Annotated in this window: 16 protein-coding genes and 1 pseudogene; 11 read left to right on the top strand and 6 right to left on the bottom strand. The window is 39.2% G+C overall.

Translation table 11 applies throughout. The features are described 5' to 3' along the window. From fucI to F9U64_RS14090, 10 genes and pseudogenes are all read left to right on the top strand, one after another. Nucleotides 1-541, top strand: a pseudogene (gene fucI / locus F9U64_RS23070) (L-fucose isomerase); the annotation flags it as partial. Between the two features lie 108 nt (nucleotides 542-649). Beyond that, nucleotides 650-1,663, top strand: coding sequence for a zinc-binding alcohol dehydrogenase family protein (locus tag F9U64_RS14130; protein WP_153404843.1), 1,014 nt, complete (start codon nucleotides 650-652; stop codon nucleotides 1,661-1,663). Nucleotides 1,664-1,691: 28 nt separating this feature from the next. After that, the gene (gene fucU, locus F9U64_RS14125; RefSeq protein ID WP_153404840.1) at nucleotides 1,692-2,123 is read left to right on the top strand and encodes an L-fucose mutarotase; all 432 of its coding nucleotides are present in this window, start codon (nucleotides 1,692-1,694) and stop codon (nucleotides 2,121-2,123) included. A 17-nt stretch (nucleotides 2,124-2,140) separates the two neighbouring features. Then, nucleotides 2,141-2,980: an amidohydrolase family protein gene (locus F9U64_RS14120; protein ID WP_153404837.1), complete on the top strand. Its 840-nt coding sequence runs from the start codon at nucleotides 2,141-2,143 to the stop codon at nucleotides 2,978-2,980. A gap of 12 nt (nucleotides 2,981-2,992) precedes the next feature. Beyond that, nucleotides 2,993-3,922, top strand: a complete 930-nt coding sequence (locus F9U64_RS14115) for an aldo/keto reductase (protein ID WP_153404835.1) — start codon at nucleotides 2,993-2,995, stop codon at nucleotides 3,920-3,922. A gap of 62 nt (nucleotides 3,923-3,984) precedes the next feature. Beyond that, a complete protein-coding gene (locus F9U64_RS14110; protein ID WP_153404832.1) occupies nucleotides 3,985-5,466 on the top strand; it encodes an alpha-L-fucosidase in 1,482 nt (493 codons plus the stop codon). 80 nt (nucleotides 5,467-5,546) lie between these two features. Then, entirely contained in the window at nucleotides 5,547-7,820 is a 2,274-nt protein-coding gene (locus F9U64_RS14105) for a helix-turn-helix domain-containing protein (RefSeq protein ID WP_153404830.1), read from the top strand. Nucleotides 7,821-8,131: 311 nt separating this feature from the next. After that, nucleotides 8,132-9,085, top strand: coding sequence for an ABC transporter permease (locus F9U64_RS14100; protein ID WP_153404985.1), 954 nt, complete (start codon nucleotides 8,132-8,134; stop codon nucleotides 9,083-9,085). Nucleotides 9,086-9,099: 14 nt separating this feature from the next. Then, nucleotides 9,100-9,999 (top strand): carbohydrate ABC transporter permease, encoded by a 900-nt coding sequence (locus F9U64_RS14095; protein ID WP_153404827.1) that lies wholly within the window; start codon nucleotides 9,100-9,102, stop codon nucleotides 9,997-9,999. An 83-nt stretch (nucleotides 10,000-10,082) separates the two neighbouring features. Beyond that, nucleotides 10,083-11,705 (top strand): extracellular solute-binding protein, encoded by a 1,623-nt coding sequence (locus tag F9U64_RS14090; protein WP_153404824.1) that lies wholly within the window; start codon nucleotides 10,083-10,085, stop codon nucleotides 11,703-11,705. A 95-nt stretch (nucleotides 11,706-11,800) separates the two neighbouring features. On the opposite strand, the gene F9U64_RS14085 is transcribed toward F9U64_RS14090, so the two are convergent. From F9U64_RS14085 to F9U64_RS14065, 5 genes are all read right to left on the bottom strand, one after another. Further along, on the bottom strand, nucleotides 11,801-12,619 hold the full coding sequence (locus F9U64_RS14085; protein WP_153404821.1) for an ABC transporter ATP-binding protein: 819 nt from the start codon (nucleotides 12,617-12,619) through the stop codon (nucleotides 11,801-11,803). Further along, nucleotides 12,619-13,650, bottom strand: coding sequence for a FecCD family ABC transporter permease (locus F9U64_RS14080; RefSeq protein ID WP_153404818.1), 1,032 nt, complete (start codon nucleotides 13,648-13,650; stop codon nucleotides 12,619-12,621). The genes F9U64_RS14085 and F9U64_RS14080 overlap by 1 nt, the downstream gene beginning before the upstream one ends. Continuing rightward, nucleotides 13,647-14,684: a FecCD family ABC transporter permease gene (locus tag F9U64_RS14075; RefSeq protein ID WP_153404815.1), complete on the bottom strand. Its 1,038-nt coding sequence runs from the start codon at nucleotides 14,682-14,684 to the stop codon at nucleotides 13,647-13,649. The genes F9U64_RS14080 and F9U64_RS14075 overlap by 4 nt, the downstream gene beginning before the upstream one ends. Further along, on the bottom strand, nucleotides 14,677-15,774 hold the full coding sequence (locus tag F9U64_RS14070) for an iron-siderophore ABC transporter substrate-binding protein (protein ID WP_153404812.1): 1,098 nt from the start codon (nucleotides 15,772-15,774) through the stop codon (nucleotides 14,677-14,679). The genes F9U64_RS14075 and F9U64_RS14070 overlap by 8 nt, the downstream gene beginning before the upstream one ends. A 243-nt stretch (nucleotides 15,775-16,017) precedes the next feature. Continuing rightward, on the bottom strand, nucleotides 16,018-16,218 hold the full coding sequence (locus F9U64_RS14065) for a superinfection immunity protein (protein WP_153404810.1): 201 nt from the start codon (nucleotides 16,216-16,218) through the stop codon (nucleotides 16,018-16,020). Between the two features lie 295 nt (nucleotides 16,219-16,513). On the opposite strand from F9U64_RS14065, the gene F9U64_RS14060 reads away from it, so the two are divergent. Then, nucleotides 16,514-16,807, top strand: coding sequence for a DUF4282 domain-containing protein (locus tag F9U64_RS14060; protein ID WP_228275731.1), 294 nt, complete (start codon nucleotides 16,514-16,516; stop codon nucleotides 16,805-16,807). Between the two features lie 153 nt (nucleotides 16,808-16,960). Here F9U64_RS14060 and F9U64_RS14055 read toward each other — a convergent pair whose 3' ends face one another. Continuing rightward, on the bottom strand, nucleotides 16,961-18,823 hold the full coding sequence (locus F9U64_RS14055; protein WP_153404807.1) for a sensor domain-containing diguanylate cyclase: 1,863 nt from the start codon (nucleotides 18,821-18,823) through the stop codon (nucleotides 16,961-16,963). Between the last annotated feature and the right edge of the window lie 337 nt (nucleotides 18,824-19,160).

Here is a 19,160-nt window from a genome sequence, read left to right as displayed (position 1 = left end):
AATGAAGCCATTCTGGGATATAACGGAAGAAGAAGCAGAGAAATGTCTTAAGGCGACCCAATGGCGTCCTGCTAACACGGAATATTTTCGGGGCGGCGGATTCTCCAGCAATTTTCTGACAAAAGGTGATATGCCTGTCACTATTGCAAGAGTAAACCTCGTGAAAGGTTTAGGTCCTGTCCTGCAAATTGCAGAAGGTTACACGGTGGAGTTGCCAGAAAATGTACATCAACAATTAAATGATCGCACAGATCCTACTTGGCCGACAACATGGTTTGTGCCGAATCTTACGGGAACAGGGGCATTCCGGGATGTTTATACCGTTATGAATAACTGGGGAGCGAATCATTGCTCGATGACTTATGGGCATGTTGGCGCAGATTTAATTACACTCGCATCGATGGTAAGAATTCCTGTTAATATGCATAATGTCGCTCCAGAATCCATATTCCGGCCAAGTGCGTGGAATATGTTTGGAACAGAGAATCCAGAAGGAGCAGATTATCGTGCCTGCTCTGTATATGGGCCGTTATATAAATAGTTGAAAATATCAAAAATGAGTATAAAAACAGCAAAAAAGGCAATTATTATTTCCTTTTTCAACTGATATGATGAGGGTAATTGTGATGGAAGGGGGTGGACTTCTGGAATGCAAATGATAGTGTGTGAGGAGCCAGGAAGTTTAACAAAGAAAAATACAGAAGCCCCTGTTGCCAATAGTGGGGAAGCCATTATCAGGATAAAACGTATCGGCATCTGTGGAACAGATATTCATGCATTTAAAGGAAATCAGCCATTTTTCCACTATCCGAGAGTTTTAGGACATGAACTGGCAGGGATTATAGACTGGATTGAAGAAAGCACTTCTTCTATAAAAAAAGGTGATCAGGTTACGATTATTCCCTATCTGGAATGTGGAAAGTGTGCTGCATGTAAATCAGGCAAAACGAATTGCTGCACACAGATGAAGGTGCTTGGTGTACATCTGGATGGCGGCATGTGTGAGCAATTAGCTGTACCAGTCGATCATCTCATCAAGACAAATGGGCTATCCTTAGATGAAACCGCTGTGATAGAACCACTCAGTATCGGGGCCCATGCAATCAGACGTTCAGGCATTCAAAAAGGCGATCATGTGCTTGTGATCGGATCAGGGCCGATTGGTTTGGGTGTCATGCTGTTTGCCAAGCAAGAGGGTGCAACAGTTATTGCAATGGATATTGATCAGAAAAGACTGACATTTTGCCGGGAATGGGCTGGGGTGGATAATATCGTCAATGCATTAGAATCACCGGAACAATCAATAAGAGAGATCACCAATGGGGATATGCCAGCAATTGTATTTGATGCAACAGGAAATCGTCAATCAATGAATCAGGCGTTCCACTATCCGGCACACGGCGGAAAACTGGTATATGTAGGACTGGTGAAGGATGATATTACTTTCTTTGATCCAGATTTCCATGCCAAAGAACTGACCCTATTAGCGAGCAGAAATGCAACAAAGAAAGATTTTGAATATGTCCTGCGATTTATCCAAAATGGAAATCTGGCAGTGAAAGACTATATTACAAACAGGACAACATTTGATCATGTAATCAATACATTTGATAAATGGATCCAGCCGGACGCAGGTATAATTAAAGCAATGGTAGAACTGTAAAAATATAATCAGGATGGAGGGATAGCAAATGTTAAAAGGTATCTCACCAATCATTTCCCCTGATCTATTGAAAATTCTCATGGAAATGGGACATGGTGACGAGATTGTCATAGCTGACGGGAATTTCCCGTCAGCAAGTCATGGGGAACGAGTGGTGCGTTGTGATGGGAGCGGAACAACAGAGCTGTTGGAAGCAATCTTGCCATTGTTTCCTTTAGACAGTTATGCAGATTATCCAATTGCCCTGATGCAAGTAGTTCCGGGAGATACAGTGAAAACACCGATTTGGGATGATTACAAAGCGATAGTAGCAGATAATGCTTCAGAGCCAGCTGCATTTGAAGAGGTAGAGCGGTTTGCTTTTTATGAACGAGCAAAAAAAGCATATGCCATTGTGACAACAAGTGAACGTGCTCTTTATGCCAATATAATTCTGAAAAAAGGTGTTGTGACAACATAGCAAGAGGAGGATGGACGATGCGAATTGATGCACATCAACATTACTGGAAAATTAGCCGTAATGATTATGGCTGGATTACACCGGAAATCCCGACATTGTACCGCGACTTTTTTCCAGAGCACTTAATCCCGCATTTGGAAAAAAATAATGTAGATAAAACCATTGTTGTGCAGGCAGCGCCTACTGTGGAAGAAACAGAATTTCTTCTTTCCCAGAGTGATCAAACTGATACGATCGCAGGTGTTGTAGGCTGGATATTCTTGGAGAATCCAGATTATAAAAAGCAGCTTGATAGATTTTTGCAGCATCCTAAGTTTGTTGGCATACGAGTGATGATCCAGGATATGCCTGATGAAAGGATCATCTTAACACAGGAATATATCGATGCTTTCCGGTATTTTGGTGAACTGGACCTTCCGGTAGATATATTAGTTCATTCAGGTCAGCTTTCTGCTGTCGTTCAACTCCTTGAAAAAGCGACATTCAGAGGTGTTATTGATCATATTGCAAAGCCAGATATCAAAAATGGTATCCGTGAGCCATGGAAAAAACAAATGGAAGAAATAGCTGAACATCCATCGATTTATTGCAAAGTTTCAGGGATGGTAACAGAAGCGGCACATAACAATTGGAAACTCGCTGACTTTGTTCCATATGTTCATCATATTATAAAGGTATTTGGAACAAACAGAATCATGTATGGCAGTGATTGGCCTGTGTGTCTCTTATCGGCCAGCTATGATGAAGTCGTTGAACTTGCCGAGAAAGCATTGCCGGATTATCTCACGGAAGAAGAGAAGCAGTTATTTTTTGGCCGGAACGCCAGTGACTTCTATCAATTAAAATGCCATATATAGAGGAGGGATTTCATGCAATATAGAAGATTGGGTCAAACAGATTTAGATGTCTCGATACTAAGTTATGGAGCTTCTTCTCTTGGATCTGTGTTTCGGGACATTAACGAGAGCGAAGGAATCAGAACGGTTCACAGTGCCTTGGATCAAGGGATAAATTTAATCGATGTATCGCCATATTATGGTCTGACAAAAGCAGAAACAGTATTAGGAAAGGCGATTAAAAATGTGCCGCGTGACCAGTTTATTTTATCGACAAAGGGCGGGCGCATTGGTGAAAATGAATTTGATTTTTCTAAGACCAGTTTGATAAATAGCTTAGAAGAAAGCTTGCAGAGGCTAAACACAGATTATGTTGATATACTTTTGCTGCATGATATCGAATTCGGATCTTACAACCAAGTGATTGAAGAAGGAATACCAGCATTGCAGCAACTCAAGCAAGAAGGGAAAGTACGTTATTTCGGTGTGTCAGGGCTGCCACTTACCGTATTTGAAAAAGTGCTTCAAGTGACAGAATTGGATGTGATTTTATCATATTGCCATTATTCACTTAATGATACATCGCTATTGTCGCTTCTTCCCTTACTTGAGGAGAAAGAAGTTGGTCTCATCAATGCTTCACCAATATCGATGGGATTATTAAATTCCCGCTCGGTTGCAGATTGGCACCCTGCAGATAAGGAAATTATAACCGTATGTAAACAAGCAGCAGCATTTTGTGAAGAGCAGGGGGAAGACTTGGCAAAACTGGCTATTCAATATAGTGTTCAGAATGAAAAAATTCCTACAACCCTTGTAAGTACAGCAAGTGAAAAAAATATCTCAAAAAATATACAATGGACGGAAGAGCCAATCAATGAAGAACTTTTGCATCAGGTCTTGGAGATTCTGCAACCTGTCCACAATCAAACATGGAAAAGTGGAAGAGAAGAGTGGGCATGATAAACGCCGAATACAGAATACAGTCTGATTAAATGAAACCGTATACATTGGAGGGAGATAAAATGACGAATCGTGCGAATATGAAGGAGTATCTTAAGGAAATTGACAAAGTAATTGCGGAAGGAACATTCAAAGATAATTGGGATTCTTTATCTAAATACAAGCTGGCAGATTGGTACAGAGATGCAAAGTTCGGAATTTTCATCCACTGGGGCGTTTATTCTGTACCAGCATTTGGGAGTGAATGGTATTCAAGGAACATGTATATTCAAGGCTCAAAGGAATATGACCATCACCTTGAAAATTATGGCGCCCATAAGGATTTTGGCTACAAAGATTTTATCCCCATGTTTGAGGCAAATAAATTTAATCCAGATGAGTGGGCTCAATTGTTTAAAGATGCCGGAGCGCGCTATGTTATGCCTGTTGCCGAGCATCATGACGGCTTTCAAATGTATAAAAGTGATCTATCGGAATTCAATGCATATAATATGGGGCCGAAAAGAGACGTCCTTGGAGAATTGGGAAGTTCGCTGAGTAGGCATAATATCGCTTTATGTGCATCTTCTCACCGCGTTGAACATTGGTTCTTTATGGGGCATGGGAAAGAATTTGACAGTGATATTAAAGAACCATTAGAACGAGGAGATTTTTATTGGCCGGCAATGCCAGAGCCAGGCCATCATGATTTACACAGTCCTTCCCCTTCTGAAGAATTTCTGGAAGACTGGTTAATCCGGACATGTGAAATTGTTGACAACTATCAGCCTAGGATCGTTTATTTCGACTGGTGGATCCAGCACAATGCTGTAAAGCCATATCTGAAAAAGTTTGCAGCTTACTATTACAACAGAGCCGAAGAATGGGGGATAGATGTTGCGATTAATTATAAGCATGATGCTTTTATGTTTGGCACAGCAGTAGTTGATATTGAGAGAGGTCAATTTGCTGAACAGAAGCCATACTTTTGGCAAACCGATACTTCTGTTGCAAAAAATTCGTGGTGTTATACAGAAAATAATGACTATAAAAAAGCAAATGAGATTATTTGTGATCTCGTAGATATAGTGAGTAAGAATGGTACATTATTATTAAATGTTGGACCGAAAGCAGATGGAACAATCCCTGAAGAAGATAAAGATATTCTACTGGAGATTGGTGAATGGCTTAAAGTGAATGGTGAAGCGATATATGGCAGCAAAGTATGGCGTGAAGCAGGTGAGGGCCCTACCAAAATTGAAGAAGGTCAGTTTACAGATAGTAAGTCGAAAAGTTTCACAGCAGAAGATATCCGTTTTACCGTAAATGGCTCTTATTTATATGCAGCTGTATTACAATACCCTGAAAACGGTAAAGTTACGATAAAGTCGCTTGCAGAACAGGATGCAAGCAAACTGCCAAACTTCCATGGGATTATCAAAGATGTAACCATACTGGGCTATGAGGAGCAGCCTAAATGGGAGCGAACAGAACAGGGTATGCAAATCGAAACAAATGAAGTCAGCAGTGACAAGCCAGTAGTATTTAAAATTCAGTTGGATTAATCAGATAATGAGAAGTAAAGCCGAAACGGGACTAACGATTTCGGCTCTTTCATTTTTGGAGATTGGAGGAGAGGTTAATTTTGAATCGGATAGGATCGTCAAAGTTGTTCAGGCGTTATTTTCTTTCTTATCTTATTATCTTAATGATCCCGTTACTTGCCGGTTTTATTACCTATCATGTTTCGATAAAGACTGCTGAGAAATATTCTATTATCAATAGTACGCAAATCCTGCAACAAGGTAAAACGATATTAGAACAGAGGATGGATGAACTCGATCGATTCGTTAGACAAATTGCCTCCAACAATGATCTAAATACATTGCTTAATAAAAACGTGACAGAGAAAACCCGAATTGTATCAAGTGTAAAACAATTGTCGGAAGAAATATCCCCGATTTCTGTTACGAATGAATTTTTGGAAGGTTTCTATATATATTTTCGAAGAATGGATCTGGTTATGGTACCAGGATCTGTATATTTCCGTCCAGATCACTTCTACCAGCAATATCATTATACCAATCTCACAGTGACTGAATGGAAGCAAACGGTTCTGGAAGGTCCACGACAGATCTTACCTAGCAAAGAATTTGTCAATGGTGAAGAGGTAAAGGATGTAATTACGTATATGCAGCCATTGCCGATGAACAGCTTTTCAAATTATAATGGATCGCTCGTCATTCCGATTGATACAGATAAAATAAACAAGCTTTTAAACGGTATCTCGATGCAATTTGGAGGATGGGTATTTGTGATGGATAATGACCGTAATATTATCACTTCAAATGGGATAGAGGAAGCTGATATTCAGAAACTCCCGCCACTTTCGACAGATAATAATCAAACATATTTGGATGATGGGACACTGCTTATTTCGATTGAATCAGAGAGAAACAATTGGACATATGTTGCCGGTATTCCCAGTAGTGCGTTAACAAGGCAGGCGGCACCAATCAAATATATCACCTGGTTTGTGACAATTGGTACACTCATTTTAGGATTTGTCATTTGTTTGTTCTTTGCCTACCGAAACAGCCGTCCGATTACCAAGTTAGTCAAAACATTAAAGGAATACACAGGAACAGAGTCGAATAATGAGTATGATTTTCTGCATGGCAATATTTCTAAGCTGATTGCAGCGAAAACCGATTTGCAACTGCAGATTGCAGAACAAGTTCCCCTTATAAAAGATGCCTTTCTGAAGCAGCTGCTTTCGGGAGAAATGACAGAGAAAGATGAAAATTTATTCGAGTTTGCAAGACTGGCAAATATAGAACTGTCCACAAATAAAGGCAATGTGATTGTTTTGAAAATAGAGGGTTATGAAGAACTGATGAGCAAAGATATATATGAAGAGCTGCAGGCAATTAGACTGGTTATTCATGAGGAATCAAAGAAACATGATAACAATTTCTATTTAACAAATGTCAATTCCGACAAATTAGTCTATATTTTCATCGATGAACAGGGACAGGAAAAGTTTACAGACAATATTGAAAAAATGTTCCAGTCATTACAAGCTTATCTATACAAGGAATACCGGATCATGTTAAAGGTCGGAGCAGGGCATCGATTTGAGACTTTTTCAGAAATTAGCCGATCCTATCATGAAGCAAAACAAGCGATTGAATATGCTGTTCTTCACACTGAAACGTGTAAAGTTCATTGGTATGATGATGTGATGAAGGAGACAGCAGTGCTTTATTATCCTTTAGAGTATGAATTCAGGCTGCTAAAGAATTTAAAAGATGGGGAAGCGGATGAAGCGAAAAAAATAATCTCTGAGCTATTTTCTGAGAATATTGATAAAAGATGTTTGCCAGCAGATATGCTGGAACAGTTTCTCTATGAAGTAAAAGGTACGTTTTTGAAATCATTGGATCAATATATTTTTCCAGACAAAGCTGAGTATGCTCTAAAGAAACTTGCAAGTATTCAAGTTTCAGAGGATTTACTCAAAACAAAAAGTCTTATGATGGATTTTATTGATTACTATTGTCAAAAAGTGAATAAGGAGCGACAAAAATCAAATGATTCACTGGTAAATGATATTAGGGAATTCTTGGAAAACACTTATCCTAATGCTGATTTAACTATCTATTCCATAGCAGAACAATTTGGACGGCCTGAGAAATATATGACACAACTATTCAAAGAAGAGACAGGTGAATATATTTATGAATACCTCGAAAAAATCAGAATAGATGAGTCTCTAAATCTCTTGGAAAATACCAATTATACTGTGAATGAAATTTCTGAAAAGGTTGGGTACAACAGTGCCCATTCCTTTAGGCGGGCATTTAAAAGAATGAATAATGTGACACCAACGCAATTTCGGAATTCATTGGATAAATGAGAAAAATGCCTGTGACCTTTTGTTAGTCACAGGCATTCTTTATTTTTATTGCCCTGAATAAAGTGGGAATAAACATAAAGAATGCTTTAAAACTCTGTTATACCAAGGGGTTGCAGATTTGTACCTCTAGATTAGGAATGTACCTTTTCTGTCATGTGCAGGTTTTCCAATATTGTACCTGAAGAATTGATTTGTCTGTTTCCAACGTAATGTAACCATGATAATTTATTTGTAAGCGTTTTCTTGTTTTTGGAGGAGTGGATAAATATTGTTACGAAAAAGGAGGGGTTATACTGAAGCCCACATTAGAAATGAATCAAAAATTAAGGCCGCTTAATAAAAGGGGGAAAGTAACACAATGGCAGCTCGCTAAAAAAAGTTTTCGAAAATATTGGCAGTTATATTTGTTAATCATCCCGCCAGTACTGTATTTTATTATTTTCAAATATATCCCTATGGCAGGAGCGATAATTGCATTTAAAGACTATAACGTGGTTGAAGGCATATTAGGCAGCCCATGGGCAGGCTTCAAGCATTTTGAAAACTTCTTTAATAATCCTGTGGCATGGGATCTGATAAGGAATACATTGTTTTTGAGTTTGTACCAGCTGGCTGTGACATTTCCACTTCCTATTATCCTGGCACTTGCTTTAAATGAAATAAAAGATGGAGTATTTAAACGATCTGTTCAATTGTTTACTTATGCACCATATTTTATTTCCACAGTAGTTATCGTCTCGATGATTATTCTTATGCTGTCACCGAGAACAGGTATTATCAATTCCTTTGCAGAATTGTTAGGATTTGATTCGATTAATTTCCTAGGAAATGCTGATATGTTCCGCTCGATCTTTGTATGGTCTGATGCGTGGCAATTAACTGGTTATTCTGCCATTATCTATCTTGCTGCGCTTGCCGGTGTGGACAGACAGCAATATGAAGCAGCCAAAATGGATGGCGCATCACGGCTCCAGAGAATATGGAATGTAGATATTCCAGGCATAATGCCGGCGATTGTCATTCTATTGGTGCTTAGTGTAGGCAATCTAATGGCAATAGGTTTTGAGAAAGTATATTTATTACAAAATCCTTTGAATTTAAGTACTTCAGAAATCCTGCAGACTTATGTATACAAAATGGGGATTATCAATGCCAATTTCAGTTTCAGTACAGCTGTCGGATTATTTAATTCGATCGTGAATTTGATCTTATTAGTCATTGTGAACGCTGTAGCCAAACGAATTTCTGGAAATGGATTATGGTAAAAGGGAGGGGTTTTATGAGCAGTAATAATAGCACCATTCGTGAATCATTTGGGGACAGAATTTTTTTAATCATTATTTATGCATTTCTTTCGCTTGGTTTAATCGTCATATTATATCCCTTGATCTATATTGTGAGTGCTTCTTTCAGCAGCCCGGAAGCGGTGACTTCAGGTCAAGTATGGTTATGGCCTGTTGACTTTTCGTTAGCAGGATATACCGAAGTTTTAACGAATTCTGATGTTCTGAGAGGTTTTAGAAATTCTATCCTTTATACAATAGGGTATACGGTTCTGGCGGTAGTATTAACGGTAATATTTGCTTATCCATTATCAAGAAAATCATTTTATGGGAAAACTTTTCTCATGTTTTTTATCCTATTCACTATGCTGTTTTCTGGAGGACTTATACCAGAATATTTAGTAGTTCAAAAATTAGGTATGTTAGATACACCATGGGCGATTCTGATCCCGAAGGTGATAGCGGTTTGGCAGGTTATCATTGCGAGGACATTTTTTCAGACAAGTGTACCGGAAGAGCTTGTGGAAGCAAGTGAGATGGATGGATGCAACAGTTTGAAATTTTTATGGTATGTAGTGTTGCCGCTGTCAAAGCCGATTATTGCAGTGCTTGCGTTAATGTATGCCGTTTTTCAATGGAACAGCTACTTTGATGCGATGATCTTTCTGAAGACAGAAGAGCTATTTCCACTGCAGCTGGAGCTTAGAGAATTCTTAATCACACAGAGCGATTCTGGAGCGAATATGGATATCGCTGAACAACAAAGAAGAGAACAGCTGGCAAACTTAATGAAATATTCTCTTATTGTGATATCAAGTTTACCTGTACTTATTATCTATCCTTTTGCTCAAAAGTATTTTGTGAAGGGGATGCTGATTGGCTCCGTTAAGGGTTAATGCAGCTGATTAAGGAGGTGAAGGAGATATTATTTCCAGGGTCCAGATTATAAATGAAAATATCTGAAAAGGGGAGAAGTAAAATGAAGGCAAAAAAGTGGAGAATGTTGATAGTTTCCTTATTTCTAATCGTACTATTAAGTGCATGTAACTCGGATGAGGAAGCTTCTCAGGAAGAAGAAAGTACAGATGGAGCAACAAAAATGACGGTATTTATGCCTGAGGGAGACACCATTGATTTGGAAACAAATTCTTTTACAGAACTTGCAGAAGAGGAATTTGGAATTGACTTTGAATTTGAAACAACGTCTTGGGATGGGGCAGCCGCTAAAGAGCGGCGCCAAATTTCATTGGCAAGTGGTGATTACCCAGATGTATTCTTTCTTATTGAGTGGGTGGATCAATTTACTGCAAGTGATTTACTGAAATACGGAAAACAAGGCGTATTAATCCCATTAAATGACTTGATTGAGGAACATGCACCAAATCTGCAGAAGGTATTTGAAGAATACGAGGAGTTCCATAATATTACGGTTGCGCCTGATGGAAATATTTACGGCGTTCCCCAACTGGAAGAATGTTTCCATTGTACATGGCCTAATAAAATGTGGATTAATACAGATTGGCTGGAGAAGCTGAATTTAGAAATGCCAACAACACATGAAGAATTTAAAAATGTATTAACTGCATTTGCAGAACAAGATCCAAATGGGAACGGAAAAGCAGATGAAGTTCCTTTAAGCGGATCAGTTGCATTACCACAGCATTCGATCATCCCCTTTTTGATGAATGGTTTTATTTACGATGATGTGGACTCAAAGCTTATGATCAATGATGGAAAAGTTGAATTTGTTGCAAATAAAGCAGAGTGGAAGGAAGGATTAGCTTATATCAAATCGTTATATGATGAAGGGCTGATTGATCCTGGCGCGTTCACTCAAAATAGTGATGCCTTCTTGCAATTAGGTAATAATTCAGAAATGATTCTCGGTGCAGCTACATCTATCCACCCATGGGAATTTACGAATAATGAGAATCGAGATGCTTATGATCCAGTGGCTCCATTGAAAGGACCGCATCAACAATATGCATCCTATTATTATCCAGTTGTTCAGGGAGCTACATTTGCCATTACAAATAAGGCAAGTGAGGAAGCGCAGATAAAAGCGATAAAATTATTAGATTATATGTTCACAGAAGAAGGGTCCACTCGAGCTCATTTTGGCGTGGAAGGGGAAGACTGGGCAAAACCTGCAGAAGGAGATGTTGCTATAAATGAAGAAGTAGAACCGATCTTAAAACAGTTATACCAAGAAGAGTCTACTAATAATTCTTGGGGTGCAAGTGCGCAATACTTCCAGCCAAGAGAATACAGAGATGGCTGGGTACAAGCCGAAGACATTTACACAGATGAAGGTTTTGAACGACGCCTTCAAGAAGCAACTTACCTTTATGAAGGAAAGGAACCTGATGAGGTATTCCCTTTCTGGGCAATCTGGTATCCGGAAGATGTACAGGACGAGATGTCTACATTGGAAACAAATATATTGGATAATGTGGAGCAGAGCTCTGTTCAATTTATAACAGGAGAACTGAGCCTTGAAGATGATTGGGATGATTATCTGGCAGGTCTTGAATCATTAGGTGTTGAGCGATATGTAGAGATTAACCAGAATGCTTATGAGGATTATTTGGGTGTTAATTAATACTACACCTTTTCTAATTTACCTAAGCATATAAATTGAAGCCGTAATGCCAAAAGAATCGTTTTATCTTTTGGCATTACGGCAATGTATGAAAGCTATTTTGATACAAGATCACCATTCCCATGATACCTCCCTATCGGCACAACTGAAGGAGAACCAGATACAGGATCATCTACAACCATGCAATGCAGACCGAAAATGTCTTGAATCATTGTCTCTGTAATAACTTCTGATGGTGCGCCTTCTGCTACCAGCTTGCCTTCATGAAGGGCAAACATATTGTCAGCATATCGTGCAGAAAGGTTAATATCATGAAGCACCATCACAATTGTCGTGCCATATTTTCGGTTAAGGTCTGTTAACAGATCAAGAATTTCGACCTGGTAGGTAATATCAAGAAAAGTTGTCGGTTCATCAAGAAACAAAATATCCGTTTGCTGTGCCAGTGCCATCGCAATCCACACCCGCTGACGCTGCCCGCCGGAAAGCTCGTCAATACTGCGATTGGAAAATTGCGTGATATTCATAATATCCATTGCCTCTGCCACTGCTTGATAATCTTTATCAGTCCATCCTGCAAAAAGGGATTGGTGCGGAAATCTCCCTCGTCCAACCAGATCGGCAACAGAGATTCCTTCAGGCACAACCGGCGATTGAGGCAATAATCCTAAAACACGTGCCAGCTGTTTTGGCGGAAACTTACTGATAGGCTTGCCATCAAGGGTGATATTTCCTGATACCGGCTTAATCAGTCTTGCCAATGTTTTCAGCAATGTTGATTTCCCGGAACCATTCGCCCCAATAATGACACTTATTTCATTTGGCGGAATTTCCAGACTAACATCATGGATGATCACTTTTTTCTCATAGCCTGCAACAATATTCTCTGCTTGAAAAAGATGTGTTTGTTTCATTATAAATCTCCCTTTCGATTCATTCGGATTAACAAGTAGATCAAATAGGGAGCTCCGAGTAATCCTGTGATAATTCCTACTGGAAATCTGACTTCAAATGCAAATTGTCCAATAAGATCAGATGCCAAGACTAAGTTCACTCCAACAAGCCCTGCCGGAATGATATTGGAAAAGCCGGCCCCTGCAAGTCTTGTCGCAATCGGCCCTGAAAGAAATGCAACGAACGCAATTGGTCCTGTCGTTGCTGTAGCGATCGCAATCATACAAACAGAGGCTAAAATGAGTGCAATTCTCGTCTTGTCTGTATGGACACCAAGTGAAGTTGCTGCCTGTTCCCCGAGCTCCAGCATGTTGAGCCGTTTTCCCAGCAGGACAAGGACAGGAGAAAAGAGGAGGACAGTTATCATCAGTGAAGGAAGCTCCTCCATTTGTGAGCCGTTCAAGCTGCCGCTAAGCCATCTCATTGCTGAAGGGATATCCTGCTCATCGCCAATCAGCAGGATATAGGAAATAAATGCATTCAGCATTGCCTGAATGCCGATACCAACCAAGATGATCCGCCCAATAGAGAAACTGCTCCCTTTTGCTAACAGGTAAATGATCAGAACGGTCACAAGCCCTGCAACTACTGCTGCAATGGAAACAACCGCATAGCTTGTATGTAGAATAACAATGCAAAAAACGGCTGCAGCACTTGAACCTGCAGTTATTCCGATTACATTCGGATTTGCCAGCGGATTTCGCAGCAGTGTCTGAAAGATGTACCCACCAGCACCAAATGCAAACCCGGCAAAAAGCCCTGCAAGCATTCTTGGCAGGCGCAATGTACTGACAGCAAAAGATACTCCTTGAATCTGCTCACCTGAAAGAGCCTGGATCACATCCTGGACAGGATAGAACGTGTTTCCAAGTAAAAGCATAGCACAGGCGAGAATGCAGGCAAGTACAGTCAGGATACTTGTGACCAGGATCCAGCGAATACGTCTTTTTTGTATACCTTCTTTAATAAAATTTATCGATTGATTTTTCATAATGCACGCACTTTCGCTTTCATTGCTAATATGATCAGGATCGGTGCACCTGTAAATGCTGTAACAACACCAACTTCAAGCTCTCCAGGACTCCCGAGGAGCCTGCCGATCACATCAGAAAAAGTTAAAATAATGGCACCAGTTACTGCTGATATTGGGATGATAAAACGTTGGTCACCGCCCAGCACAAGACGGATAACATGTGTTGCTAACAGTCCTACAAAACCAATTGGCCCGGCAAGTGCAGTAGTGGCACCACACAAAAGCACACCGGCAAATGCAGCCACAAGTCTCCATACTCCTGTCCTTACTCCAAGTCCTGTAGCAACCTCATCCCCAAGTGCCAGTGCATTAAGGGCAGAGGCGGAAATAATACCTGCAGCAAGCCCGATAATTAAAAATGGGAGAAAAGTAGAAATCGAATGCCAGCTTGCTGATCCTACACTGCCGACTTGCCAGAAGCGAAACTGATCCATCACCGAAGACTTTGGGATCATAATTGCCATAACAAGAGAAGACAATGCCGCAGTTGTCGCAGCTCCTGCCAATACAAGTTTAAGAGGCGTAGCACCACCACGCCCCATTGACCCGATTCCGAATACAAAAATCGCTGTGATCACAGCGCCAGCCAGTGCAAACCATATGTATTGATTGGCTGTAGTGATATGGAAAAATGCTATACCGCTAACAACAAATAAAGAAGCGCCAGTGTTCACTCCCAGAATGCTGGGATCAGCTATCGGGTTACGGGTGACTGCTTGCATTAATGCCCCAGACACCCCAAGTGCCACCCCGCAAAATAAACTGAAGATGGTTCGGCTGATTCTCTGACGGACAACACTAGCATCATAGGAATCTACTTCTGGATAAAATAATCCATCTATCAAACCGTTCCATCCTACTGTTCGTGAGCCAAAAGCAAGAGATGCAGCAATGCAAACAACCAGCAGAATCAAACTGATTACAAGTACCTTTGTTAAATGTTGCGGAAGATAGTCATTTCGTTGATTTTTTACTACTATTCTATTACTCATCGATCTTACTGATGGCTTCTCCAATTAAATTTAAGTATTCATCGATGGTATATTCTATCGCAAGCGGGTTAGGATTTCCGGCAGCCGCCAATGCTGTATTGTTACCGATAAAGACAACAGATCCTCTTTCAATTGCTGGAATTTTGCCAAGTAGAGGATCTGCTTTGACTGCCTGATACAAGTTCTCATCCCCATAGCCAATGATAATATCTGCATCATTCAGAATATCTGCATTTTCCGCACTTAATTGTAACGAGAATTTAGACTCATCTGTGATTGCATTCTTTACACTTTCCGGATATTCCATTCCAAGCTCAATCAGGAAGGCGCCACGTGGATCTGTATGTGTGTAAAGATGTAATTTCGACATATCATCTGCTGAGAAGTTAACCCAGACAACTTTCTTTCCTTTCATCTCCGGATATTCACTTGCTTTTTCCTGGACTAATTCTTCCGTATCTTCGATCAGTTGTCTTCCTTCCTCTTCCATACCCATTCCTTTTGCATTTAACAATACCTGATCACGCCAAGTAGTTACCCAAGGACCGTCCTGATATGGAACAACCTTTGCGATTTGACTAAGAAGGTCATAGTCTTCTTGAGTAATTCCAGAGTATGCGGCAAGAATAACATCGGGGTTAGAGTCAGAAATAGCCTCAAAATCCAGTCCATCTGTATCCTGATAAATATTCGGATCCTCGATACCCAGCTCGTCAAGCTTTTCCTTTGTCCATGGCAAAAGGCCGCTGTCATCCTGTACACCGTAATTAGCTGCAGAAAAACCAACAGGTACAACACCTAATGCAAGGACCACATCATGATTAGCCCACTGAATTGTCGCTACACGTTCAGGCTTGCTTTCAATGACTGTCTCACCAAAAGCATGTTCAATAACGATTGGATAATTTGAATCAGCTTCTTCAGATTCAGTTGTTTCTGCTGTTTCAGTTGATTCCTCTTCCTCTGAATCTGATGAATTATTATCAGTTGCCGCTGATTCTGCATTATCTGATGAACAGCCGATCAATGCTGCACTCATTATGGCAAAGATAAATAAAGCGCTTAACCTTAACTTTCCTTCTATCCTCATTTAGATCTCCATCCCTTTTATGTAATATAGTTAATTGATAATGATTATCATTATTAATGATAATGGGTGGTGAGGGGAAAGTCAATGCTGTAAATGAAAATTATCAGATAATTTTTTAAAAAAAAGGTGCCTGCTCCCTATATTTTCGCAAAGGAACAGGCACCATTTATTAGAGCGCTAACCGTAAATAATGAGTGAATGAAAACAACAAAAAAGCCCAGACAAGTATATTGCGATAAGAGTTCAGAAACTTACTTTTCCGTGATTATTTTTCCATACTAAATAGAGTGCCGCTGCCCAGCCGAATATCGTCCATCCTAAAAAAAAGTTAATAAGAATGATTCTGTTTCTGTTTGGCTTATTTTTCATAAATGCTAGAATACTAGGAACAAAATATAGAAAACTACTGGCAACAGTTATAATGATATAAGCGAATAAATCCATTTTCTTCACCTTTCTTATCTTTTTTCATTCATTATATCAGTAATTTAGAATTTATGTAAAAAATTGTAACAAACATAATAAAATTGGAAAAATTAATGTATAAGATGTATAAAAGTACCAAATAGTTGAAAATTTTGTAGAATATTTGTATTATGAAAAATGGTGAAGAGAACCAGGCAAGCTGCAAACAGAAAAGCTGATTATATAATTTATTCAAAACCTGAAGAAAGTTAAATTAATCAATAAAATCAAGTGTAACAATGTGTATATAATGAAAAAAATGGAGTTGATTAATTTGATACAGAAATTCTTAAGTTTTGATAAGATGATCACACCAACTATTATTAAAGTGGTCTTCTGGATTGGGGTAGCAATAACGGTTATTTCTGGTTTGGGAACAATGATTGCAGGTTTTTCTTCGTTCTATGGTGGTGGATTTCAAGTTTTTACTGGACTTTTAATGATTATTATCGGGCCACTTGTTGTACGGATTTATTGTGAATTATTGATTTTAATGTTTAAAATGTACGATGCTTTACAAGATATAAGAGAACATATCACTGCCACTAAAAGAGATACAATAGACTAATTTTTATAAGTTAGTCAGAATAGCGTCACATTTTACATAACATTGTTGCACTTGATTTTGTTCAAAATTTATTATTGTGAATGAACCCTCAAAATTAGAAAGCGTACATTCCTCACCTCCAGGAAGCATAACAGGTGAGTGAATGTACGCATGTTAGATAGTACTACAGGATGCTACTTGATTTCTTCCTGCAGCTTTTGCTTGGTATAACGCTTTATCTGCTTGCTTTAAAGCAGTATTTAAATCAATCTGTATTTGGGGAATAGCAGTATATAACCCGACACTGCTGGTGACATAGTTGGAAACAGGCGATTTTTCGTGCGGGATTTTTAATTGCTCAATTTGCTGATTGATGTTTTTAGCTATTCGCTGTGCTTCAGCTTGATCTGCCTCCGGGATGAGACAGACAAATTCCTCCCCGCCGTATCTGGCTGCTAATCCATTGGGTAACGCATTAATCTGCTTATCCAATACATGGGCTACTTGAATCAGACATTCATCTCCCTTTTGGTGGCCATACCAATCGTTATAATTTTTAAAATAATCGATATCTAAGAACAAGATGGAAAGTGGTATATTTTCTTTCGCACAAATAGTGTATTGTTCTTTAAAATACTCATCAAATTGCCTTCGATTCGGTATATTTGTCAGCCCATCAATCAAAGCCATGCTTTTAAGTTTATCGTTTAATTCCTCAAGCTTTCTATTCGATTGCTGTAATTGCAGTGTCCGTTCTTCCACTTTAGCTTCCAGTCCGCTGTTTAATTGAGCTAAGTCTTTCGCTAAGTTTTTAGAGAGATCTAAGGAAGTCGATATTCTTCTCGAAATAACCAAAGAAAAACATATGACTAAAAACACAATCCCGACAGGATACACATCCACCTCAGGTAAGCGGAGGAATGCCGCGGATATATCTAATAGAATGGTAACCATTAAGAATGTAATCCCTGTTAACAGATAGTATCTTTCCTCATGCTTGCTTTTCAGTGATTTTATGACAACCACCAAACTATAACCTACACATATAATCATAAAAAGATGAAAATATACTTCAAATAACAAATAGGTTTTCGAATTGGTAAATAATGTGAGGAAATCGTAAAAAATCGTAACGATAATCGTCACTTTCGTAAACCATCTATAGCTCTCCTTAGGAAAAAGGCGATAGAGTACCATGGCTAATAAGGGTACATGAGTATACAAACTAATATAATCTAATTTATTAGCAAGCTCCCAGGGGATACCTGGAAACAGCTTGATAAAGAATACATCACCTACCATTAAATAGCGAAAAGCAGCCACTAAACAGAGTATTCCGAAATAATAGAAAAATGGCTCCACTTTTCTAAAGAAACCCAGCCCGATGTGATAAATGCCAGCTAACACTAAAAATCCAATTAAAAAGGATTGAAAGATAATTTCTTTTACATTGCTGACATTTATGTTTTGAGAGGTTCCAAGAATAATAGGATCAAGCATTCCCCCGTTGATATGATGGTAATTGGAAATTTGCAAGGTAATCGTAAACGTATGATCTTTGGGCCAAAAATATGCCACTTGAGGATGCTTTTCAGGTACGCTCGTTCGCCTATTCTTACCGACTTGTCCATTTTCTGCAATCAGTTGATTATCCACCCATAACTTATTGGCAGAATACATTATAGGCAGCTGCAATCCCAATACATCATCTAAGTCTGGTATGGAGATGTGTAATCGGAAAGTAGCATAACCATCACTGGGTAATAGCTGTCCATTTAAAGTATGGGTATTCCAAATGGCGGGTAGATCAATCATTTGTGCCTCATCATTCACAGACCCGCCAGAAAAGTCTTCGGGCTCTAATAGTTGGTTCCAGTAAAACTCCCACTCTCCGTATAATGGGATTAATTCATCATCCTGATTCCATTCGGTTAAGTCTAATTTCCCTTGCTGTGTTTTTATAACGCTTTCATTAGTGGTTCCGCATGCTTGTAATATCATTGTGAAGAACAGTATGATGAAAAGTTTAGGCCTCATATTATTACCCTCTTTCTATGATGGGACCCATTTTTAATTGCACCCTTTCGAATTTTGAAATCCTTTCATTCACCGGAAGTCTTGGTGCTGAATGCTTAAGTATGAGAGCAAAGTATGGATGTTTGCTTTTGATAACTTCAATTGTCCATTTAATGGATCATTTGAAAATATAAGCCTTTTTATGCCTGGCAAATGTGACTGGAGAGGTCTATGGATTCAATAGCCGATACTGCTTAGGAACCCTCTCATCACTAACCCGCAGCGGGTAATTTATATATGTATTGCTTACTCTTATCACAGCGCTATATTCGTTGTAATACCTCAATTAAAGTCTTAC

The sequence above is a fragment of the Gracilibacillus oryzae genome, from assembly GCF_009498735.1.
Lineage (GTDB): Bacteria > Bacillota > Bacilli > Bacillales > Amphibacillaceae > Gracilibacillus > Gracilibacillus oryzae.
The sequence above is the reverse complement of the archived record's forward strand: the minus strand, read 5'-3'. Positions and strand labels throughout refer to the sequence as shown.